Origin of the sequence: Thiomicrospira cyclica ALM1 (assembly GCF_000214825.1) — a bacterium.
GTDB classification, from domain to species: Bacteria; Pseudomonadota; Gammaproteobacteria; order Thiomicrospirales; family Thiomicrospiraceae; genus Thiomicrospira; species Thiomicrospira cyclica.
The window spans coordinates 1,559,669-1,580,941 of the sequence record NC_015581.1 but is presented as its reverse complement, the minus strand read 5'-3'; the positions used below and the strand labels follow the sequence as shown (position 1 = coordinate 1,580,941).

21 protein-coding genes and 2 tRNA genes are annotated in these 21,273 nt (G+C 47.5%); 17 read left to right on the top strand and 6 right to left on the bottom strand.

Features of this window, described 5'->3' with window-relative positions; all coding sequences use genetic code 11:
* Nucleotide 1: 1 nt before the first annotated feature.
* On the bottom strand, nt 2-649 hold the full coding sequence (locus THICY_RS07095) for a 2OG-Fe(II) oxygenase (RefSeq protein ID WP_013835933.1): 648 nt from the start codon (nt 647-649) through the stop codon (nt 2-4).
* A gap of 113 nt (nt 650-762) precedes the next feature.
* Between THICY_RS07095 and THICY_RS07090 the strand changes: the two genes are divergently transcribed.
* Nucleotides 763-1,191, top strand: a complete 429-nt coding sequence (locus tag THICY_RS07090) for a hypothetical protein (RefSeq protein ID WP_013835932.1) — start codon at nt 763-765, stop codon at nt 1,189-1,191.
* 74 nt (nt 1,192-1,265) lie between these two features.
* On the opposite strand, the gene THICY_RS07085 is transcribed toward THICY_RS07090, so the two are convergent.
* Both THICY_RS07085 and THICY_RS07080 read right to left on the bottom strand, forming a co-directional pair.
* A complete protein-coding gene (locus THICY_RS07085; protein WP_013835931.1) occupies nt 1,266-2,507 on the bottom strand; it encodes an ammonium transporter in 1,242 nt (413 codons plus the stop codon).
* A 34-nt stretch (nt 2,508-2,541) separates the two neighbouring features.
* Nucleotides 2,542-2,880 (bottom strand): P-II family nitrogen regulator, encoded by a 339-nt coding sequence (locus THICY_RS07080; RefSeq protein WP_013835930.1) that lies wholly within the window; start codon nt 2,878-2,880, stop codon nt 2,542-2,544.
* A 398-nt stretch (nt 2,881-3,278) separates the two neighbouring features.
* Here THICY_RS07080 and glnE point away from each other — a divergent pair, with 398 nt between their 5' ends.
* Nucleotides 3,279-6,035: a bifunctional [glutamate--ammonia ligase]-adenylyl-L-tyrosine phosphorylase/[glutamate--ammonia-ligase] adenylyltransferase gene (gene glnE, locus THICY_RS07075; RefSeq protein ID WP_013835929.1), complete on the top strand. Its 2,757-nt coding sequence runs from the start codon at nt 3,279-3,281 to the stop codon at nt 6,033-6,035.
* Here the strand turns inward: glnE and THICY_RS07070 are convergent, their stop codons facing one another.
* Nucleotides 6,036-7,652 carry an alpha/beta fold hydrolase gene (locus THICY_RS07070; protein WP_013835928.1) on the bottom strand — a complete coding sequence of 539 codons (1,617 nt, stop codon included), beginning with the start codon at nt 7,650-7,652 and terminating at the stop codon, nt 6,036-6,038.
* 104 nt (nt 7,653-7,756) lie between these two features.
* Nucleotides 7,757-8,140 (bottom strand): zinc ribbon-containing protein, encoded by a 384-nt coding sequence (locus tag THICY_RS07065; RefSeq protein ID WP_013835927.1) that lies wholly within the window; start codon nt 8,138-8,140, stop codon nt 7,757-7,759.
* A 94-nt stretch (nt 8,141-8,234) separates the two neighbouring features.
* Between THICY_RS07065 and leuS the strand changes: the two genes are divergently transcribed.
* From leuS to holA, 3 genes are read left to right on the top strand one after another with little or no spacing between them, the layout of a single operon-like run.
* Nucleotides 8,235-10,730 carry a leucine--tRNA ligase gene (gene leuS / locus THICY_RS07060; protein ID WP_013835926.1) on the top strand — a complete coding sequence of 832 codons (2,496 nt, stop codon included), beginning with the start codon at nt 8,235-8,237 and terminating at the stop codon, nt 10,728-10,730.
* Nucleotides 10,730-11,293: an LPS-assembly lipoprotein LptE gene (locus THICY_RS07055; protein WP_013835925.1), complete on the top strand. Its 564-nt coding sequence runs from the start codon at nt 10,730-10,732 to the stop codon at nt 11,291-11,293. The genes leuS and THICY_RS07055 overlap by 1 nt, the downstream gene beginning before the upstream one ends.
* Nucleotides 11,293-12,291, top strand: coding sequence for a DNA polymerase III subunit delta (gene holA, locus THICY_RS07050; protein ID WP_013835924.1), 999 nt, complete (start codon nt 11,293-11,295; stop codon nt 12,289-12,291). Before THICY_RS07055 ends, holA begins: the two co-directional genes overlap by 1 nt.
* Here the strand turns inward: holA and THICY_RS07045 are convergent.
* On the bottom strand, nt 12,288-12,536 hold the full coding sequence (locus tag THICY_RS07045; protein ID WP_013835923.1) for a helix-turn-helix domain-containing protein: 249 nt from the start codon (nt 12,534-12,536) through the stop codon (nt 12,288-12,290). The two genes, holA and THICY_RS07045, sit on opposite strands and share 4 nt — an antisense overlap.
* Before the next feature lie 123 nt (nt 12,537-12,659).
* Here THICY_RS07045 and THICY_RS07040 point away from each other — a divergent pair, with 123 nt between their 5' ends.
* The 12 genes from THICY_RS07040 to THICY_RS06980 all read left to right on the top strand — a co-directional run bounded on the left by THICY_RS07040 (nt 12,660) and on the right by THICY_RS06980 (nt 21,251).
* Nucleotides 12,660-13,274, top strand: a complete 615-nt coding sequence (locus THICY_RS07040; protein ID WP_013835922.1) for an outer membrane protein — start codon at nt 12,660-12,662, stop codon at nt 13,272-13,274.
* Nucleotides 13,275-14,010: 736 nt separating this feature from the next.
* Nucleotides 14,011-15,264: a glutamate-5-semialdehyde dehydrogenase gene (locus THICY_RS07030; protein ID WP_013835921.1), complete on the top strand. Its 1,254-nt coding sequence runs from the start codon at nt 14,011-14,013 to the stop codon at nt 15,262-15,264.
* Nucleotides 15,265-15,393: 129 nt separating this feature from the next.
* The gene (gene nadD, locus THICY_RS07025) at nt 15,394-16,092 is read left to right on the top strand and encodes a nicotinate-nucleotide adenylyltransferase (RefSeq protein ID WP_013835920.1); all 699 of its coding nucleotides are present in this window, start codon (nt 15,394-15,396) and stop codon (nt 16,090-16,092) included.
* On the top strand, nt 16,070-16,432 hold the full coding sequence (gene rsfS / locus THICY_RS07020) for a ribosome silencing factor (RefSeq protein ID WP_013835919.1): 363 nt from the start codon (nt 16,070-16,072) through the stop codon (nt 16,430-16,432). Before nadD ends, rsfS begins: the two co-directional genes overlap by 23 nt.
* A gap of 2 nt (nt 16,433-16,434) precedes the next feature.
* Nucleotides 16,435-16,905 (top strand): 23S rRNA (pseudouridine(1915)-N(3))-methyltransferase RlmH, encoded by a 471-nt coding sequence (rlmH, locus tag THICY_RS07015; protein ID WP_013835918.1) that lies wholly within the window; start codon nt 16,435-16,437, stop codon nt 16,903-16,905.
* Between the two features lie 151 nt (nt 16,906-17,056).
* Nucleotides 17,057-17,320, top strand: coding sequence for a 30S ribosomal protein S20 (gene rpsT, locus THICY_RS07010; protein WP_013835917.1), 264 nt, complete (start codon nt 17,057-17,059; stop codon nt 17,318-17,320).
* A 186-nt stretch (nt 17,321-17,506) separates the two neighbouring features.
* A tRNA-Gln gene (locus tag THICY_RS07005) sits at nt 17,507-17,581 on the top strand.
* A gap of 49 nt (nt 17,582-17,630) precedes the next feature.
* Nucleotides 17,631-18,596, top strand: a complete 966-nt coding sequence (locus tag THICY_RS07000; RefSeq protein ID WP_013835916.1) for a ribose-phosphate pyrophosphokinase — start codon at nt 17,631-17,633, stop codon at nt 18,594-18,596.
* 195 nt (nt 18,597-18,791) lie between these two features.
* Nucleotides 18,792-19,373 (top strand): 50S ribosomal protein L25/general stress protein Ctc, encoded by a 582-nt coding sequence (locus tag THICY_RS06995; RefSeq protein ID WP_013835915.1) that lies wholly within the window; start codon nt 18,792-18,794, stop codon nt 19,371-19,373.
* Nucleotides 19,374-19,417: 44 nt separating this feature from the next.
* Nucleotides 19,418-20,005 carry an aminoacyl-tRNA hydrolase gene (pth, locus tag THICY_RS06990; RefSeq protein ID WP_013835914.1) on the top strand — a complete coding sequence of 196 codons (588 nt, stop codon included), beginning with the start codon at nt 19,418-19,420 and terminating at the stop codon, nt 20,003-20,005.
* A gap of 29 nt (nt 20,006-20,034) precedes the next feature.
* Complete coding sequence (gene ychF, locus THICY_RS06985) at nt 20,035-21,126, top strand: redox-regulated ATPase YchF (RefSeq protein ID WP_013835913.1); 1,092 nt, start codon at nt 20,035-20,037, stop codon at nt 21,124-21,126.
* Nucleotides 21,127-21,174: 48 nt separating this feature from the next.
* Nucleotides 21,175-21,251: transfer RNA gene (locus THICY_RS06980), tRNA-Met, on the top strand.
* Nucleotides 21,252-21,273 lie beyond the last annotated feature (22 nt).

The window sequence follows — 21,273 nt, the reverse complement described above, 5'->3', positions numbered from 1 at the left end:
TTTAGCTAGGTGGGTTAACAATCCCATGGGTTGATGTATTGCAGCGGAACCAGCCGGCGATGCTGGCACGATCCTGCTGTGTGGGTAAAACCTCATGCGGTAGTTGCTCGCTCATAAATAGCGCCAGCGCGCCAGATTGCGGCATAAGTCGTGCAAGTTCTTGTGTATCCTCTTCGTTATAAAGCACGAGTTCACCACCCCAGTCAGTTTGCCAAGTGGGATTCAAATAGGTCACACTGGTGACCATGCGATTGGCCGCACCACGAAAACTATCTCGATGTTTTTTGTAGAAATCACCGGGAGAGTAAAGCGCAAAGTGTGCTTCGTATTCAAATAAGCCCATAAATAATTGACGATTGAGTTCGAGTTGCAGTTGTTGCATCAGATCTAAGTATTGTGCTTGTGCGGGGGTTTGACGTTCTAGCCAGTGAATGGCGTCGCGCCGAATGCGTTGGTTAAGCTGGTGTTCTTGACCGCGTCCAATACCGGCTTGTTGCAGCTCACCATCCTGTTGGCGTTGTTGTAGTTCAAAATATAAAGCATCACAAAGTGATCTGGGAATGGCATTTTGCCAAAAAAACCAACCTTGATCGACAAGGGCGTCAATCGCGATATTAATAGACGCGGACTCTAATTTTAAATTGAACAAGATGGCATGCTCAGAAGGATAATGGCGAATTATGCGGGCAGGGACACCCGAAAACAAGATGGTGAAAAAAATAAACTATAATGATGCTGAAACGCTATCAAGGAGTGCGCAGTATGTCGTGTTGTAGCAAGGGTTTTTGTAATTTTCAGTTTCCGCCGGGTCCGCCGTTAACCGACTATTCTGTGGCCAGCTTAGAGGCTAATTATTTGTTTTTACCTTATGGCACCTTGCTGCAGGAGGAAGAAGTAGTACGCATTTGGATGGAATCTGGCAAAACCAAAGAGGTGATTGTGGTGGGTAAGTGGCCGGTGACTTTCGATGCTAAGGGCGCACACGTCAAAGCGCGTGATCAGGAGTTACCCTGGCAGTTGGTGGCACTGGATACGGGATTTGAATATGAAGATATTATGGCTTGGCCGCAGCACGATTTATTTAATCCGACCACCCAGCCTGTGGTACTAGAGTTTAAGCATCCGATTGAATATAAGCCGAGTTTAAAAATGCGTTGGTTAGAACTGCTCTATAAAATCCGTAATTTATAAACATCGATAAAACGCCAAAAAAAACCCCATCACTAGGATGGGGTTTTTGTTTTAGTAGGCTAAGGTTAGTTAGATTACTTGTTGCTGAACTCTGGATATGCTTCCATACCACATTCAGACTTATCTAAACCTTCGTATTCTTGCTCTTCAGTCGCGCGAACGCCCATGATAGCTTTGATCACCAACCAGGTTAGTAAGCTAGCAAGGAATACCCAGCTGAAGATCACCGCGATACCAATCAATTGCGATACGATATTGGCATCACCGTTGCTGAATACCACCGCGATAAGGCCCCAAATACCAACCACGCCGTGTACTGAAATCGCACCGACTGGATCGTCAATTTTTAACTTCTTATCCAAAGCAAGGATAGCGAAGACAACAATTGCACCACCAATGAAGCCAACAATCGCAGCACCTAATGGTGAAGGCTCTAGAGGTTCTGCCGTAATAGATACCAGACCTGCTAAGGCACCGTTAAGGATCATGGTTAAGTCAACTTTACCGAATAGGATCTTAGAGACTACCATCGCACCGATAACACCCGCTGCTGCTGCTAAGTTAGTGTTTACGAATACAGCGGCAACGGCGTTCGCATCTTCAACTGTGGTGATTTGTAACTGTGAACCACCGTTAAAGCCGAACCAACCTAACCATAGAATGAACGTACCTAGTGCCGCCAAAGGCATGTTAGCACCTGGAATCGCACGAACTTCACCGTTTGGACCATACTTGCCTTTACGAGCACCTAGTACCAATACACCAGCAAGAGCGGCAGCCGCACCGGCCATGTGAACGATACCTGAACCTGCGAAGTCAGAGAAACCTAACTCGTCTAGGAAGCCTTCACCCCAAGTCCAATAACCTTGTACTGGATAGATCACAGCGGTTAATACCACCGCAAATGCGAAGAATGACATTAGTTTCATACGCTCAGCGACCGCACCTGAAACAATCGACATCGCGGTTGCAACGAATACCACCTGGAAGAAGAAATCCGCTAGGTTTGAGTAATAAGCTTCACCAGCAACAACCTCTTCAAGCGTGTTGTCACCACCTAATAAGAAACTTAGGCTTGGGATGATGCTGTTAACACCTTCACCATACATAATGTTGTAACCAACAATCATGTACATTAATGAGGCGATTGAGAATAGACCAATGTTTTTGGCCAAAATTTCTGTCGTGTTTTTGCTACGCACCAGGCCTGCTTCCAGCATGGTAAAGCCGGCAGCCATCCACATAACCAATGCACCGGCCATGAGGAAGTAAAAGGTATCGAGTGCATAACTGACTTCGATGACTTGTTGTTCCATAATAAAATTCCTTCTGCTAATTTAGTATTGAGCGTTACAGCGCAACATCGCCAGACTCTTCGGTACGAATCCGAATAGCTTGCTCGATAGGCATAACAAAAATTTTGCCGTCGCCGATTTTGCCAGTACGAGCCGCGTTGCCAATGGCTTCAATAGCGGTATCGACCTTGTCATCGGCAACCCCAATTTCTAGGCGAACTTTAGGTAAAAATTCAATTGCGTATTCTGCGCCGCGATAAATTTCGGTATGGCCTTTTTGGCGTCCAAAACCTTTCGCCTCTGTAACAGTCATCCCGTGAACATCGATTTCATGGAGTGCTTCGCGCACATCATCGAGTTTGAAGGGTTTGATAATTGCCACTATAAGTTTCATACTTAGTAACCTCTAAAAAACATTTCTAACGCGGTCTTTGGGTTTTTTTTGTACAAAACCGGTTAAAAATGGAGTTAAAAAAAAGATCTCGATGATTGTTTAGCGGTTACTGTGCCTAAATTTTAAAAAACTAAATAAAACATATACTTGTTTTAAATGTCTATTTTGTTTCGGCATTGTTTTGCTAATTTGTTGCGAATTATATTTAATATTGGTGCGACAGGTTTCAAAGTGGTGCGAGTGGTGGGGCAGCTGATGAAGCACCTCAGGTTGTTACTGCGATGTATGCGTCAGTCTGTGTTGCCCATTAATTAGTTTTAAACGACATTTGCTAGCTCGGCGAAAGTGCATCACCTCGTTTATACTGTTATAAGAAATCGCCTTAATAAGGAGTACGCATGTCTTTGTCGCTTAACCTATCTCGTCCTGATGCTTTAACCAGCCCGCATTTACTTCAACCTTGGAGTGAGTATTTAACCCGCGAGCTGGCGCGTGTGCCAGAGTTAGCCACTCGCGACTATCAGCAGGCCTGGCAGCCCGAACAAGTAAAAAGCTATTGCTTAGACCGATTAGCCCAGGTGACCAGCGATGCGGAATTGGTAAAAGTGCTGCGCGAACTGCGCCGCGAAATCATGGTCAGTATCGCCATTCGCGATTTGGCGGGGGCGGCGAGCTTAACAGAAACCTTACGTAGCTTGTCTGAACTGGCCGATGGCTTAGTGGGTGGCGCTTTAGCCTATTGGGAACCGGTGTTCGCGCAAAAATTTGGGCAGCCAATTGGACGTGAATCGGGTTTGCCGCAAAAAATGGTCATTATTGGTATGGGCAAGCTGGGTGGTCATGAGCTGAATTTTTCGTCGGATATTGATTTGATTTTTGTCTATCCCGAAGCGGGCAGTACCAATGGCGCTCGGCAGTTATCGAATGACCAGTTTTTTGGCAAACTGGGTCAGGCGCTGAATAAATCACTCACTGAAATGACTGAAGATGGCATCGTGTATCGGGTGGATATGCGCTTGCGACCTTTTGGCGATGCGGGACCTCTAGCGATTAGTTTTGCCGGCATGGAACATTATTATGAAGCGCATGGCCGGGCTTGGGAGCGTTATGCGCTGGTCAAGGCACGGGCAATTGCGGGTCCTGTCGACTCGGCAGAAGAGCTGTTTGATATTTTGCGGCCATTTGTGTATCGCCGTTATGTCGATTACACCGCGATGGATTCTCTGCGCGACCTAAAACGGATGATTATGGCCGAAGTGCGCAAAAAAGGCATGGAGTCGAATGTTAAGTTGGGACGCGGGGGTATTCGTGAAATCGAGTTTATCGTGCAGGCCTTTCAATTGGTGCACGGTGGGCGGGATCGCAATTTGCAAGCATGTCAACTGCTACCCACTTTGGATTATCTGGCATCGCAAGACTATATTGTCCAATCCGATGCGGCTGATTTGGCAACAGCCTATAGGTTTTTACGTTTAACGGAAAACCGTTTGCAGGCCTGGAATGATCAGCAAACCCATGATTTGCCAGAAACCGATTACCAGCAACAGATGCTAGCGGAATCCATGGGTTTTGCAGATTATGCTGCGTTTTTAGCGGTACTGAATCAACATCGCAATTTGGTTCAACGGCATTTTGATGATGTGTTTGCCGAAGAGGCGGATGTTTGTGATTTAACCGATGCACTGGCACAGGCTTGGAAGGGGCCGTTGGAAGATGACGCGTTGGTTATTTTGACCCAATTTGGTTTTCGTCATCCTGGCGAGATTTTGCATCTCTTGCGCCAGTTTAAAAAGACGCGGGCGTTAAGTCATATGAGCAGTGAAGCAACCACGCGCCTAGAGCAAGTTATGCCGCTGTTATTAAAGGCTTTGGCTGAACGGGAGCAACAAGAGGTCGCGTTACAGAGGGTGTTGGCGGTGATTGAAGCCGTGGTTCGCCGCAGTGTGTATTTGGTGTTGCTGAAAGAAAATCCGCAGGCCTTAACTCATCTGTTAATTCTGTGTGAAGTGAGTCCGTGGTTAACTGAAATGCTGGTCAAATACCCGGCGTTGATGGATCAATTGTTGGATTTGCGCAGTTTGTATCGACCATTGAGCTTGTCTGAGCTATTAAGGGAAGCTGGCGAGCTGCAGCGCTTATACAGTGATGATGAAGAACGTTTTATGTTGCAGTTACGCCATTGGCGTCATGCACAGGTGTTTAGAGTGGCCGCCGCCGATGTGACCGGCCAGGTGCCGGTGATGAAAGTCAGTGATTATTTAACCTGGATTGCGCAGGCGGTGCTGCAGGTTAGCCATGATTATGCCTGGCAAACCATGACCGCGAAACATGGCTTACCGGAAGGTTGCGATAGTTCGCCATTAATGATCTTGGGGTATGGCAAGCTGGGCGGCATTGAACTAGGTTACGGATCGGATCTGGATATTGTGTTTTTATATCATGGCATTGCCGCAACGGGGCGCACCAATGGTGCGCGATCGTTGGAGCATGGCCCGTTTCTGACTCGACTATGTCAAAAAATTATCTCCGTGTTAACTACGATGATGCCCGCTGGGCAGTTATATGAGGTGGATACCCGTTTGCGCCCGAATGGTGCTAGCGGCATGATGGTATCCAGTTTGGATGGCTTTGCACAATATCAGCAAGAAAAGGCGTGGAATTGGGAGCATCAGGCATTAATTCGTGCGCGGGCGATGGTCGGTAGTACGGCCAATTGTCAGGCGTTTGAAACCTTCCGCTCGAGCTTTTTGACCCAAGCGCGTGACAGTGATTTGGTGCGAGAAGAAGTGGTGTCGATGCGCAGAAAAATGCGCGAGGCCTTGGATAAATCGGATGCGCATTGGCTGGATTTAAAGCATGGTGTCGGCGCGATTGTCGATATTGAGTTTATGGTGCAATACTGGGTTTTGGCCTATGCCGCCCGTTACCCAGCGTTAGCGGAATATTCCGATAATATGCGCATTTTAGATGCGCTCAAAGCGGTGGATTTACTGCCAGCCGATCAGGTGCAAATGCTCCAAGACCATTATCGTAGCTATCGCAGTGCCTATCATCGTCTGGCTTTACAAAAGGACGCCAGCCTGGTTGAGCGTAAGCTGTATCAGCAGGCCTGCGACGATGTCACCGGTATTTGGGCGAAGGTGATGACATTGTAATTACTGCCGCTGTAACACCAGTTCTGTGCGCAGTTCACCGCGGAACCAGTAGTCGATAGTAACTTCCTCGGCGCTTTGTTCCAAATAAACCCCGGTTTGTGGTGGTGGGCTCATATTGGTGGCAATGAGTGGCAGGTCGTTCCAGCTGACCGATAGTTTGACGTGCAGAGGATAAAAGCCATCTAGAAAGCGGCGCATAAAGGGTCCGCGTTCAATCACATAGCTATCGTCTCGTTCAATCAAGGCGTGAGTGTCGGCTTCAATACAAATATTGGCGCCGCGTTTAATGTCATCGAGTTGTACCGTAGGTCCTTCAACCCAGGCCATTGCAATGCCATCATCAGAAACAATGCGAATATTTTCGGTCCGATCGGGATTGTAAACAATTTGCAGTTTGCCGACCGGATCCAAGTTGTAATGACATTGGGTTAATACACCCCAGCCATCCTGAAGCGCATTTGAGCCAAGCTCAATATGGTTGGTCATGTAATAGTCTTTTTCTAAACTAAATGGCTCGCTAAAACGCGGGTAGCGTTTGGTTGCATCCAAGGCGCGGGCTATTTCATCAAGGCCACTATCATCTAATAACCAAGCGCGCTCGGCTTCGGTTAAATCACTGTAATCATCCTCGGGTGGCGGGTTGGTCAGCGCGTTATCCAGTGCGGCATAAAAGGCTTGCGGCTGTTCTTCCCACGGAAAATGATTGCAGTGTTCAAGTTGTTGGTAGGATAGGTTCGGGAACCAGGCCTGGTAGCCGGTGAGTGCCCCGGGCATTAAAATGTCATTACGACAGCCAACCCATTCAATCGCGCGACGTTTGGCTATCTCAGTCATTTGATTTTTATCCAGTGGTTGCTGACGATAGCTTTGCCACACCGCATGGTTAACCGCCAGTTCAAAATCATCACGGCTAAACCATTGCGAATAGGCTTGACCTTGCTCTTGTTGATAAAAATAGGTCGGCAGTACTTGAGTGAGCTGTTGATTAACCATCTCGGCCTCGGTCATGGCGCGGGTTTCAATCAGCTCAAACGGATCATCCGGTTCCGTTATTAAGCCCCATTCCTGGCGTTTGGCATCTATCTGCTGGGTGAGGGTGGTTAAGGCGGTCAATTCGGGGTCAACCGGATTTAATAAAATGAGTCGTTGCACCCGCGTGGGGTGGGCCTGCGCATAAAGTTGCGCCATGAGCGCGCCCCAAGAATGGCCAATCAAAATAAATTGGCCGGCCTGTTCGTAACGGCGTAAGTGCTCTAGGTCTTTAAGCCATTGAGCTAAGAGGGCGCCGGGTTGGTCGTCAGGGTGTTTATTCGATCCAATACCGCGCATATCCATTAACAGCACCCGAAAATCGGCACTTAAGTATTGTTGAATCGGCGTGAGGTTCCAGCTACTAAAGCCCGGGCCGCCACCCAGTAGGAGAACAGTTTGTTGTCCCGTACCAATAGCTTGATATTGTAGGCGGCGATCATCGGTTGGAAAAAACCGCGGTTCGCTAATAAAGCCAGGCGTAATCTGCGCTTGTTGTAGCAGGCCTGCCGGCAGTTCAGTCGCGATAAGTGGTGATGTGAGAAGGCCGAGGCCAAGCCCGACCATGAGTTTGCGCAGAGACAACATACCAACGACCTTTGATTAATTTCAACATTGATTATAGTGTCGTATAAGTGCGGCGATTTATTGTGCAAGTTTTTCGATAGTATTAGCTAACAGGCTATTGCTGTTTATTTACTTGCAGCGAGTGCCGCTTGTAAACGCAGTTTTAAGTGATGAATCTGGCTTGGATCGGCGAGCGATAAGGCTTTTTCCGATAAGATGCCCTCAATCAATGGCCAATCATTTTCAATAAAAGCGTCTAGCCCCTGACCACTGCCTTCCAAATATTCGGCGGCTTGTTCGATATCACGTTGTAAGATGTCTTGCACTTCGTTAAGTTCATGCTCGGTTAGCACGGCGACTTCGGAACCTAATTCTTGCGCATTTTTTTGCAAGTGATCTAATTGTTCGCCCAGCCAATGCAGGCTCACATCCTCAGCTGCTTTCATGCGCATAACCAGTTGGTCGGTCAGGCTGTTATAGGCGGCTTGTAATTTATTGGATAGTGACATGGCTAACTCCTAGCTTTAAGAAGGTTTGAGATTGTTTTGTTATAATGGCGCGATTACTTTTATCATACCGCAAAGAATTTAGGAATTGGGAATCATGAGTGCACACGCCAACGAGACTGCGAGCTATCAACCACAAACACTAGAAGCTGCGATTCAGCAAGTTTGGCAGGATCAAAAAGTCTTTGAAGTCACCGAAGATCCTACTAAAGAAAAATATTATTGCTTGTCGATGTTTCCTTATCCGAGCGGGCGTTTGCATATGGGGCATGTGCGCAACTACACCATTGGCGATGTGATTTCGCGTTATCAGCGTATGTTAGGTAAAAATGTATTACAGCCGATGGGTTTTGATGCCTTTGGTTTGCCGGCAGAAAATGCGGCGATGCAAAACAAGGTCGCCCCGGCGGCTTGGACCTATGACAATATGGACTATATGCGTAACCAGTTGCAGCAGCTGGGCTTGGGTTATGACTGGTCGCGTGAAGTGGCGACCTGTTCACCGGACTATTATCGTTGGGAGCAGTGGTTGTTCACCAAGCTGTATGAAAAAGGCTTGGTCTATCGCAAGTTATCGGTGGTGAATTGGGATCCAGTCGATCAAACAGTTTTGGCTAATGAGCAGGTGATTGATGGCAAGGGCTGGCGTTCGGGTGCGCCTGTTGAGCGTAAAGAAATCGCGCAATGGTTTTTGAAAATTACCGATTATGCCGATGAACTTTTACAAGACTTAGAACAGTTGGAAGGCTGGCCGGAGCAGGTTAAAACCATGCAGCGTAACTGGATTGGTAAATCGACCGGGATGGAGGTTGAGTTCCCGTTGGTTGAGTCGATTGACGGCTTTGATGCCACGCTTAAGGTCTATACCACCCGCCCTGATACCTTAATGGGGGTGTCTTATGTCGCGGTGGCGGCGGATCATCCATTGGCCAAACAGGCCGCTTTAATAAATGAACCCTTAGCGCAATTTATTGAGGAATGCTCACATATTTCGACCGCCGAAGCCGACATGGAAACCATGGAGAAAAAGGGCGTTGATACCGGCTTGCGTGTCCGTCATCCGATTAGCAACGAGGTTGTACCCGTTTGGGCGGCGAATTTTGTCTTAATGGGCTACGGCACCGGCGCGGTGATGGCGGTACCGGCGCATGACCAGCGCGATTTTGAATTTGCGCAAAAATACCGTCTGCCGATTAAGCCGGTGATTCGTCCAGCGGATCAAGATTCGGTGGATGTATCGGAGCAGGCTTATACCGAGCGCGGCGTGTTATTTAATTCCGGCGAACTGGACGGCTTAGATTTCAATGCAGCGATGGATAAGTTGGCGGATTTATTGGGTGCTAAAGATCTAGGGCGTAAACAAACCAATTTCCGTTTGCGCGATTGGGGTATTTCACGTCAGCGTTATTGGGGTTGCCCGATTCCGATGATTTATTGTGCCGAGTGTGACCCGGTGCCAGTGCCTGAACAGGATTTACCGGTGCGCTTACCCGAAGATGTGGTGCCGGATGGGGCGGGTTCGCCCTTGGCCAAACTCGACAGTTTTCAAAACTGTACTTGTCCAAAATGCGGTGGAGCGGCCAAGCGCGAATCGGATACCTTTGATACCTTCTTTGAATCCTCTTGGTATTACGCGCGTTATGCCTGTGCCGATAACGATCAGGCGATGTTGGATGAGCGAGCGAATTATTGGCTACCCGTCGATCAATATATTGGCGGCATTGAACACGCGATTTTGCATTTGTTGTACGCGCGTTTTTTCCACAAGCTGATGCGTGATGTCGGCTTGGTAAACTCGGATGAACCGTTTAAAAATCTGCTCACTCAAGGCATGGTGTTAATGAATGGCGCGAAAATGTCCAAGTCGAAAGGCAATACGGTAGACCCGCAAGGCTTAATCGAAAAATACGGTGCCGATACCGTGCGCTTGTTTATTATGTTCGCCGCGCCGCCAGAGCAGAGTTTGGAATGGTCGGATTCAGGGGTTGAGGGCGCGCATCGTTTCTTAAACCGCGTCTGGCGTTTGGTGCATCAGCATGTTGAAACATCACCAGTTGTGGTGGCCTGCCAGTCGAATGAGGGGCTTAGCAAAGAGCAAAAAGCTTTGCGTCTAAAACTGCATGAAAGCCTACAAAAAGTATCCGACGATATAGGCCGTCGTTTGCAGTTTAATACTGCGATTGCTGCCTGTATGGAATTGTTGAACGCGTTGGCTAAGTTTGAAGACGACAGTGAGCAAGGGCGCGCGCTGATGCAAGAAGCCTTGGAATTATTGGTGTTGATGCTGTCACCGATGGTGCCGCATATTACCCAGGCATTATGGGAACAGCTCGGACAACCAGGTCTGGTATTGGATGTGACTTGGCCGAAGGTTGATAATGCTGCATTAGTGCAAGATGAGATTGAACTGATGGTGCAGGTCAATGGCAAGCTGCGCGGCAAAATTGCGGTGGCGAAGGATGCCGAAAAAGCCGCGATTTTGGCGGCCGCCAAAGCAGAGGACTCGGTACACAAATTCATCGATGGCAAGGAGTTGGTTAAGGAAATTTTGGTGCCAGGTCGTTTAGTCAATTTTGTGGTTAAGGAGGCGTAATGAACTTATCGCGTCGCAGCCTATTAGCAGGCCTGGTGGCCGGGACGTTTGCCGGAACACTGGCTGGGGTATCCGGCTGTGGCTTTCGTTTACGGGGTGTTGGCGGGTTTGGCGGTCAGTTAAACCTTGAGTTCTTGTATGTTACTGGCAGTGTCCCCGCGGGATTAATGGCGGCACTGAATCAACAGTTGGATGCTGCCGGTGTCGAGCGGGTCAGCAGTCTTGCCCAGGCGCCCTACCATTTGGAATTAGGGGGCTATGAAACACGAACCAGTACCAGTGCCCGCAATCAAGCGGGTGAAGTTACTGGCCAGTTGATTCGGATGACCCAGGCGATTCGGTTGCATGATGTCGCCAATGAAACCCTGTTATTAGACACCCAGGTGATGGTCATGCGTGATCTGCAACTTGATCCCGCTGCCAGTTTAGCCGCGGAACGAGAGCGTCGCGATTTAGAGGAGCCCATGTGGCAAGAATTGGCGCGAAACATTCTAGATCGCATTAGTCGACAATTGCCGCAAGAGGGTGCGGATTCGTCAATACCGCAAGGGCCGGCGCGCTAATGCTAATTGCGTCGGCCTTTCTTAAACAACTTCATCAAGGCCAATGGCGCCATCCATCGATTCTATTGGTCTATGGCGAGGAACCGCTGTATATCCGCCGCGTAACCGACGCTTTACGGCAGACCTTTAAAGCGCAGGGTTTTTTGCAGCGAGATCGTTATGATGTCGATGCGCAGTTTGATTGGCAAGGCCTGCAAATGGAAACCCAAACCGGCTCCTTGTTTGCCGATCAACGTTTGATTGAACTGGCGATGCCAACAGGCAATCCCGGCACGCCCGGCAGTCAATTCGTGTTGAACTGGTGTAAGCAACCGCCACAAGATTGTGTGCTTGTAATTTATTGTGAGCGTTTAGAAAGTCGCCAAGTGAAAGCGAAATGGGCGCAGGCTATTGAATCAGCAGGCCTGGTTGTGCAGGCCAAACCGCTGGCACAGCCGGAATTAGTGCGTTGGTGTCAGCAAGAAGCGCGCGTGCAACAGTTGCAGCTTGATACTGAAGCGGCGGCATTGCTTGCCGAACGGGTCGAAGGCAATATGCTGGCCGCGGAGCAGGAACTGATGAAGCTGAGCTTGCGTTATCCGGCTGGTCAGGTGATTAGTGCGCAAGACATTGCCGAGCAGGTGGTGGATCAAGCTCATTACCAACTGTTTGCACTGAGTAGTTTGGTATTAATGGGGGAGGCCAAGCAGGCATTACATGTCCTGCACCGATTACAGCAAGAAGGTACTGAGGCGCCGATTGTGTTGTGGTTGCTCACCAAAGAACTACGGACTTTAGTTGAGTTGGCGCAAGCCAGTAACCTGAATCTTGCGATGAAAGAACAGCGGATTTGGTCAGCCAAACAGGCCGAATACCGCCAAGCCTTATCGCGTCATCCGCTGAAAATTTGGCATCGACTGTTAATCGATGCCTATCAAATTGATCGTCAAATCAAAGGTCTACAACTCGGTGATCCCTGGTTAGGGCTGGCGGATTTGCTGGTTAGCATTGCTCGTTAGTCAGGGTTTCGATCGCTGGAGTTGTCACCAGGCCTGGTTTCAAATAGTGTTTGAATGGGTTTCTTTAGCGCCTTAGACAGTAAGGCTACTTCAATATCGGTAATACGCCGAACTTTAGCTTCAATCTTGGCTAGCGTGCCCCGCGAAATATCCCAGCCAATTAAGTTACAGCGTGCGGCAAATTGGTCTTGGGTTAATCCCTGCTCCTCTCTAAGTTTACGAATGCTATTACCGATTAAATTCATGAGTAGTTAATTGCTCCGTTAGCGGAGCTTGATTTTCTAATGAAAAACGCCTATATTTGCTCCGAATACGGAGCAGGCAAGTTTTGCTTCGATTGAATTGTTAATTTAATCAAGGAATAAAACATGAAAACTAAATTATTAGCATCAGCCGTTCTGGCTGCTTTGTTTGTTGCGCCTGTGCAAGCACAGCAGACCTACATCGGTTTGGATTTAGGTGTTGCAAGTGTTGATCGTGATAAAGAACTGAAGGAGACCTTACGATTCCTTAGAGATGAGGCAGAGGGAGACGTATCAGGTAAATTAGATCAAGGTTCAAGTGTTTTTCGTATTCATGTTGGGCATTTTGTAACAGACAACCTGGCACTTGAGGCCGGCTATTTTAAAACCGGTAGTTATGACGGTACTTATCGCGTCTTAAGCGGTGATTTTGCAGGTTTGCGTTTAAGATCAAGCGTTGAGGTAAGCGGTTTTGATATTTCAGCCAATTATTTTTTTGGTGATTTTTATATTAAAGGTGGCTTGCATAGTTCAAAAATTGATTTTGAAATAAAAGCGCCAGGTGGAATATCGATTAGCAATGACGAGTCAGGTACTGGATTTTTATTGGGTGCTGGCTATCAAGGAGCACTTACTGATCAAGTTGGTTACCGTTTGAGTTATACCTATATGGATTCTATTGCTGGTGAAAGTGATGTTAATTCAAGTATTTTTGCGGCTGGTTTAATTTATAAGTTCTAATAACTCCTACTATTAAAACCAGGCCTGGTCTGGTTTTTTCTTGTCGTGAAAAATCATGTTTAAAAAATTAGCCTTTCTTGCGGTAATCAGTTTATTTGTAACGGGTTGCGCCAAGCGTGCCGTTTGTCTATCAAAATTTAGCTCAGATTAGTAAGCTTCAAACCTTGCGAAACATATTCCTTAAAAGCCTGGTCTTTTGAGATTAAGGTGAGTTGATTTTAAAGTCTGGGTTAACCCAACTTGTCAAGTTTTGAGCCGTTACTCCTTCTCGATTGATTTTTCCTTGTTGACGATAATGTAAACTGCGTTTTACTAAAACAGCTGTTTTTAGTAAATTGTATTTTACTTAATTAAGTCGGCAGATTACCTAGTCATGTAAGATTTACTCGATAACGCCAGGAGCTTGTACTTAGGTTTGTTGCTGCAACCTTTTAGCCCGTCACAAACTCTTTATATTTCCTGTGACCATGCGGTTTTCAAAGACGTCAGTTTATTTGAGGTGGTCGAATTTTTTGCGCAGCAAGGTGATTTTGTGGTGGACGAAAAATGGGTGTTTGAAATTGGGGGAAATCGAAGGATTTTAGCCAGTTAAAAAAGTCGAACGTGACGCTTATTTAGCGCTAGACTCGATTGAAGTGGGTTCTGAGCGCAAAATTCCCCTGTGGTTGTTTGGCATGCTTTATTAATAGCGCTAAAATGGCTAGATTCGTAATGAACACAACAAAAAGAGATCGCAATGAATATTAAAGACTATATGCAGAATTTAGGTCAGCAGGCGCGAGCGGCGTCGCGGGTGTTGGTGACGGCAACCACCGAGCAGAAAAATAATGCCTTATTAGCAATGGCGTCGCAATTAGAAGCACAAGCTGCGTTTTTAAAAGCCGATAATGCCAAGGATTTAGCAGCGGGCAAGGCCAACGGTTTGGATGATGCCATGCTGGATCGGTTAGCAATTACGGACAAAGGTGTGGCGCAGATGGCGGAAGGTTTGCGTCAAATAGCCGGCCTGGTGGATCCGATTGGTGAAATCACCGACTTGCGCTATCGTCCGTCCGGTATTCAAGTTGGCAAAATGCGTGTGCCGCTGGGTGTGGTGGGGATTATTTATGAGTCGCGTCCAAACGTGACGATTGATGCCGCGGCCTTGTGTTTAAAATCCGGCAATGCGGCGATTTTGCGCGGCGGGTCGGAAGCGGGGTATTCTAATCGTGCCTTGGCGGCGTGTATTCAAGCCGGATTGGAGCAAGCCGGTCTGCCTAAAGCCTCGGTGCAAGTGGTGGAAACGACGGATCGAGAAGCGGTGGGTGAGTTGATTGCGATGCCTAAATATGTTGATGTGATTATCCCACGTGGTGGCAAAGGCTTGATTGCGCGCATTAGCGAACACGCGCGCGTGCCGGTGATTAAGCATTTAGACGGGATTTGTCATGTCTATATTGATGATGATGCCGATAAGGAAAAAGCGATAAGGGTTGCCTATAATTCGAAAACCCATCGTTATGGCGTCTGTAACGCGATGGAAACCTTATTGGTGGCCGAATCGCGCGCTGCAGAGGTGTTGCCTGAATTGGCCAAGCTGTACCAAGAAAAAGGTGTCGAGTTGCGCGGTTGTGCCAAAACCTGTGCGCTGATTGACGCGAAGCCGGCAACCGATGAGGATTGGGCAACCGAATATTTAGCGCCGGTGTTATCGATTCGAGTTGTGACTGATATGCCGATGGCGATTGAACATATTGCGCAATACAGTTCGGCGCATACCGAATCCATTATTACCGAAAACTATACCAAGGCACGTCAGTTTATGGCGCAGGTGGATTCGAGTTCGGTGATGGTGAATGCGTCAACCCGTTTTGCCGATGGCTTTGAGTATGGTTTAGGGGCGGAAATCGGCATCAGTACTGATAAATTCCACGCCCGTGGCCCGGTTGGTTTAGAAGGCTTAACCTCGCAGAAATACATTGTGCTGGGTGACGGTCATATTCGCCAATAATCCAAGTTAGTTGATGTTCATAGTTGTTGTTGTTGGGTTACTAGATAGAGCATTCCCAACGGGGTTTCAGCGGCACTGCAATGCCGGTCGTGAGGTATAATACGAGAATTCATCACATTATACTAAGGGATGCGAGTGGCAATAACCAGGCCTGCTAAGCAAGTCGATAAACAAAACATCGAATGGATGGGTGTGTTTGGTGGCACCTTTGATCCGATTCATTATGGTCATTTGCGCCCCGCCCAAGATGTGTTAGAACAGCTGGGATTAACGCGCATTCATTTTATTCCTTGCTATCAACCGGTTCATCGTGGGATTCCCCAAGTGTCTTCAACACAGCGCGCTCAGATGGTGAAGTTGGCCATTGCTGATCAGCCGGCATTTGTGTTCGATTCAACCGAGTTAGATCGACAAGGGCCTTCTTACATGGTCGATACCTTAACCCGCCTTAAACAGCGTTTTCCAGCAGCAGGCCTGGTGCTAATGATGGGGGTGGATGCGTTTGCGAAATTTTTACACTGGCACCAATGGCAACGAATTTTAACCCTGGCCAATATTGCGATTATGCATCGCCCAGGCGAGCAACTGCCGGATACGGGCGAGCTTGCCGACTTGTTGGCAAAACGGCAAGTGCGCGTGTTTTCGCAACCCGCGGGGCAGTTGCTGGATTTGGCGGTTACGCAATTGGATTTGAGCGCGACGCAAATCCGTGATTTAATCCAACATAATCACCCCATCGACGGCTTGGTGCCAAGTGCGGTGCAAGATTTTATTTATACAAACAAGCTCTATCAAAAGGATAGCTATGGAATTAAATGCAGCAATTGAGCTGGTCACCAAAACACTTGACGATGGCAAAGCCCGAGATATTCAAGTGATTGATGTGACTGGTTTGGCGAGTTTTACCGATTGTATGGTGGTGGCGACTGGTACTTCAACCACCCATGTTAAAGCCCTTGGTGGCATGGTGGAGCAAGCCTTTAAGGAAGCCAATGATCCGTGTTTGGGTGCCGAAAGTGGCCCACAGCCAGAATGGATGCTGGTAGATCATGGCAATATAGTAGTCCATGTTATGACCGAGCAGGCTCGCGCCTATTATTCATTAGAAAAGTTGTGGCAGGTTAAAGACGACGCTCCTAAGCCAGTGGCGGATTCGTCTCACGCATAATCATGATTATTCATTTGATTTGTGTGGGGCAGAAAATGCCTAAATGGGTGCAAGACGCTTACCAAGATTACGCCAAACGCCTACCTAAAAGCTGTAGCTTGAATTTGATTGAACTACCCATGGCACTGAGGGGAAAGACAGGCTCGGTTGCCCAATACAAAACTGAGGAGGCCAAGCGTATTTTGGCCGCTGTGCCAAAGCAGGCGCGCTTAATTGTGCTGGATGAAAAAGGTGTCCAGCCCACCACGCTAAAACTCGCTGATAAGCTGGCTGAATGGTTGGGCGGTGGCCAGGACATCGCGCTGGTAGTAGGCGGTCCGGATGGTTTAGATGAGTCGATTCGTGAGCAAGCGAGTTGGATGTGGAGCTTGTCACATTTAACACTGCCGCATCCTTTGGTGAGAGTCCTTTTGGCCGAGCAGATTTATCGGGCCTGGTCGGTATTGCAAAATCATCCTTATCATCGCGAATAATTGTGTCTCATCGCTTGACCTTGTGGATAAGACAGGTATAATCACGCAATCCTTTCAAACCCTATGGTATTTTTCTGGCTGAGTTGTGAATCTGACAACTTAAATAAAACCCAGGTTTACTTTAGATTTTTACCGATTTTTGGAGAATATTGTGGCCAATACAGCACAAGCAGCAAAGCGCGCTAAGCAAGCAGAAGTTCGTCGTTTACGTAACGCATCACAGCGTTCAGATATGCGTACAGCCGTTAAAAAAGTATTAGCAGCTATTAACAGTGGTGACAAAGAGCAAGCGCGTAGCTTGTTTGTAGCAGCGCAGTCTAAGTTAGATAAAATGGCGCGTAAAGGCATCATTGAAAAGAACAAGGCGGCACGTTCTAAGAGCCGTATCAACGCACGTATTAAAGCTATCGCTTAATACACAGTGGGTTGTTGTTTTGAAAAAGCCAGCATGATTGCTGGCTTTTTTGTTTGTGTGATTTGTAGGGTGTCCGGCCATACAACTCGTCCTGATAAAGACAAATTTTTTACAGTTTTTTTAAAAATGCGCTTGCAGTTTTGTCAGATCTTGGCATAATACGCACCTGTCTTCGGACAGAGATATTGGGCTGTAGCCAAGCGGTAAGGCAGCGGGTTTTGATCCCGTCATGCGAAGGTTCGAATCCTTCCAGCCCAGCCATCTCTCATCCGCATAAAGAATTCTATTCCTCCACAGGAGCTGCCATTATATGGCTAACAAAAGCGTCATGATATTTGCGGGTAATGCGAATGTCACTCTTGCCGAGAGAATCTCCCTCTACCTGGACCAACCCTTGGGTCAAGCAAATGTAGGTCGTTTTAGTGACGGCGAAATCATGGTTCAAATCACCGAATCTGTTCGTGGTAAAGATGTCTATGTATTGCAACCGACCTGTACGCCTGAGCCTGCTGTCAACTTGATGGAAATGCTAGTGATGATTGATGCACTTAAACGTGCATCAGCAAAACGCATCACCGCCGTTGTGCCTTATTACGGTTTTGCTCGTCAGGATCGTCGTCCGCATTCAGCGCGTGTGCCGATTACAGCACGCTTGGCCGCTGATATGATTACCGTAGCCGGTGCTGATCGTATGATCACCATTGACCTGCATTCCGATCAAATACAAGGATTTTTCGATATTCCTGTTGATAACATCTATGCCTCGCCGGTACTGGTTGAAGACATGTTGGCGCAATCGGGCTCTGAGGTATCAAATATCGCGGTGGTTTCCCCCGATGTGGGCGGTGTAGTGCGAGCTCGTGCTGTTGCTAAGGCGCTTGATGCCGACCTAGCCATTATCGACAAGCGCCGACCAAAAGCGAATGTGTCACAGGTAATGAATGTTATCGGTGATGTTAGAGGTCGTGACTGTATTATTGTTGATGATATGGTCGATACCGCTGGTACGCTGTGTAAAGCGGCCGCTGCCTTAATGGAAAATGGTGCAAAAAGCGTTACTGCTTATGCTACGCATGCGGTATTGTCAGGCCCTGCGGTGGAAAATATTCGCAAATCAAAATTAAAAGAGCTTGTGGTGACCGATACCATCCCACAATCTTTGGATGCGATGGAGTGCGAAAAAATTCGTCAAGTATCTGTGGCTAATATTTTAGGTGAAACCATTCGCCGTGTGAACAACGAAGAGTCTGTTACCGCACTGATGCCGGCGATGTGATTTTTAACTTAGCCTCAGAACAGATTACAAACCCCGCATGTCGCGGGGTTTGTTGTTTTTAGCCGTCTAATTTAGCTAAGTATCTGAAAAGTATTGGCGATTGAGTATTAAACCAGTATAATACGCCCTTTATTTTTGCCTGGTCGCGGGTAGAAGTTTTTGTAACGAGGGCAACCTCATTGATGGAGTAACGCTATGAGCGCATTATGGACAGCTAAAGTTCGTTCGACTGAGGGGAAAGGTGCGAGCCGCCGCCTTCGTCATACGGGCCAAATCCCAGGTATCATTTATGGGGGTGACAAGGACGCCGTTTCAGTCACCTTGGATGCCAATTTTGTAAAAAAAACCTTGATGAATAACGACATTTACAACACAATTTTGACGGTTGATGTTGAAGGCGCAAGTAAAGAAAGCGTCGTTATTAAAGACATGCAGCGTCACCCAGCACGTGCTGACGTGATGCACATCGACTTACAACGTGTGACTGATAACGGTCGTGTTGTTAAGCGTGTACCCATTAAGTTCGTTGGTTCGGCAAAAGCACCGGGCGTTAAGTTGGGCGGTTTGATGACATTCTTCCAGAAAACAGTTGAAGTTCGTTGTTCAGCTAAAAACCTACCTACAGCTATTGAAATTGATGTTTCAGGCATGGAAGCGGGTGAAAGCTTACGTTTATCTGATCTTCAATTGCCAAAAGGTGTTGAAGTGGTCGCATTGTTACACGGCAGTGCCGACTATGACCAAGCTGTAGTAGGTATTGGTAAAGTTAGACGTTAATAACCTGGGCTCTTCGGAGCTAGGTTGACTAGGAACCAGCGCTTATGTCCTCTGTACAACTCATTGTCGGCTTGGGAAATCCAGGTGAACAATATGAACAGACCCGACATAACGCTGGTTTTTGGTTTGTGGAGGAAATGGCGCGCCAAGCCGGTGAGATGTTTCGTCCAGAGACCAAATTTTTAGGGCTAGTTGCAAAGATTAGTATTGACCATCAACCCGTCTGGTTATTAAAACCGGCAACTTTTATGAATCGTTCCGGCCAGTCGATTCAGGCGCTCGCTAACTTTTATCGCATTCCCGTTGATGCTGTTTTAGTGGCGCATGATGAACTTGATTTGCCGGTTGGTGTTGCAAAACTTAAAACCGGTGGTGGTCATGGTGGCCATAATGGTTTAAAAGACACGATTGCGGCATTAGGTGGACCTGGATTTCATCGACTTCGTCTGGGTATTGATCATCCGGGTGATCGTAAAGACGTCGTAAACTATGTACTCAAAGCCCCTTCTAAGCTCGATCGTCAAGCCATTGACGATGCGATTTATGATGCCACACGAGTGATGGCCGATGTGGTGAAGGGCGATTTTGCCAAGGCCATGAATCAGCTTCATACCAGGCCTGCTACTCAATAATATCATTTCAGATTACAAGGACTCTTATCATGGGAATTAAGTGCGGCATTGTTGGTTTGCCTAATGTTGGAAAATCAACCTTATTTAATGCGTTGACCAATGCCGGTATTGACGCAGCAAACTACCCCTTTTGTACCATTGAACCCAACGTAGGGATTGTGCCTGTACCCGATTCTCGTCAGGATAAGTTGGCTGAAATGGTAAAACCGGAGCGGGTTATGGCGGCCACTATGGAGTTTGTGGATATAGCAGGCCTGGTTGCGGGTGCTTCTAAGGGTGAAGGGTTAGGTAATAAGTTTTTAGCCAATATCCGTGAAACCGATGCAATAGCGCAGGTGGTGCGTTGTTTTGAGAATGATGATATTGTCCATGTCGCCGGCAAGGTTGACCCCTTATCAGATATTGAGATTATTAACACCGAATTGGTTTTGGCCGATATGGAATCGATTGATAAAGCGATTCAAAAAGTGCAACGTGTCGCTAAAACCGGTAATAAAGAAGCGATAGCGCGTTTAGCGACGCTGGAAAAAGTCTCGGCGGGTATTGCTGAAGGCACGTTAGTTCGTAACTTGGACTTGACTAAGGAAGAACAGGCGGAGCTATACGACCTGCATTTGCTAACGATTAAGCCGATGATGTATATCGCTAACGTGAATGAAGACGGTTTTGAAAACAACCCTTACCTAGATGCGGTTACGGCTTTTGCTGAGGAACAGGGTGCCGCTGTGGTGCCTGTGTGTGCGGCGATTGAGTCTGAAATTGCGGAATTAGATGATGAGGATAAGCTCGATTTCCTTCAGGGGATGGGTTTGGAAGAACCGGGTTTAAATCGGGTCATTCGTGCCGGTTATAGCTTGCTTGGCTTACAAACCTATTTTACTGCTGGTGTGAAAGAAGTGCGTGCTTGGACGGTCAAAGTCGGCGCAACAGCACCTCAAGCGGCTGGTGTTATTCATACCGATTTTGAAAAAGGCTTTATTCGTGCGGAAGTAACCGCTTATGACGACTATGTAAAATACAATGGTGAGCAGGGCGCAAAAGAAGCGGGCAAGTTACGCCTTGAAGGTAAGGAGTATATTGTGCAGGACGGAGACGTAATGCACTTCCGTTTTAATGTGTAAGAATGTTTTGACAATCGTTAAAACTTCCTTATAATACGCCCATCTTTTGGCTACATAGCTCAGTTGGTTAGAGCACATCACTCATAATGATGGGGTCCCAGGTTCGAATCCCGGTGTAGCCACCATTTCAATAAATTAAGCGTCTTT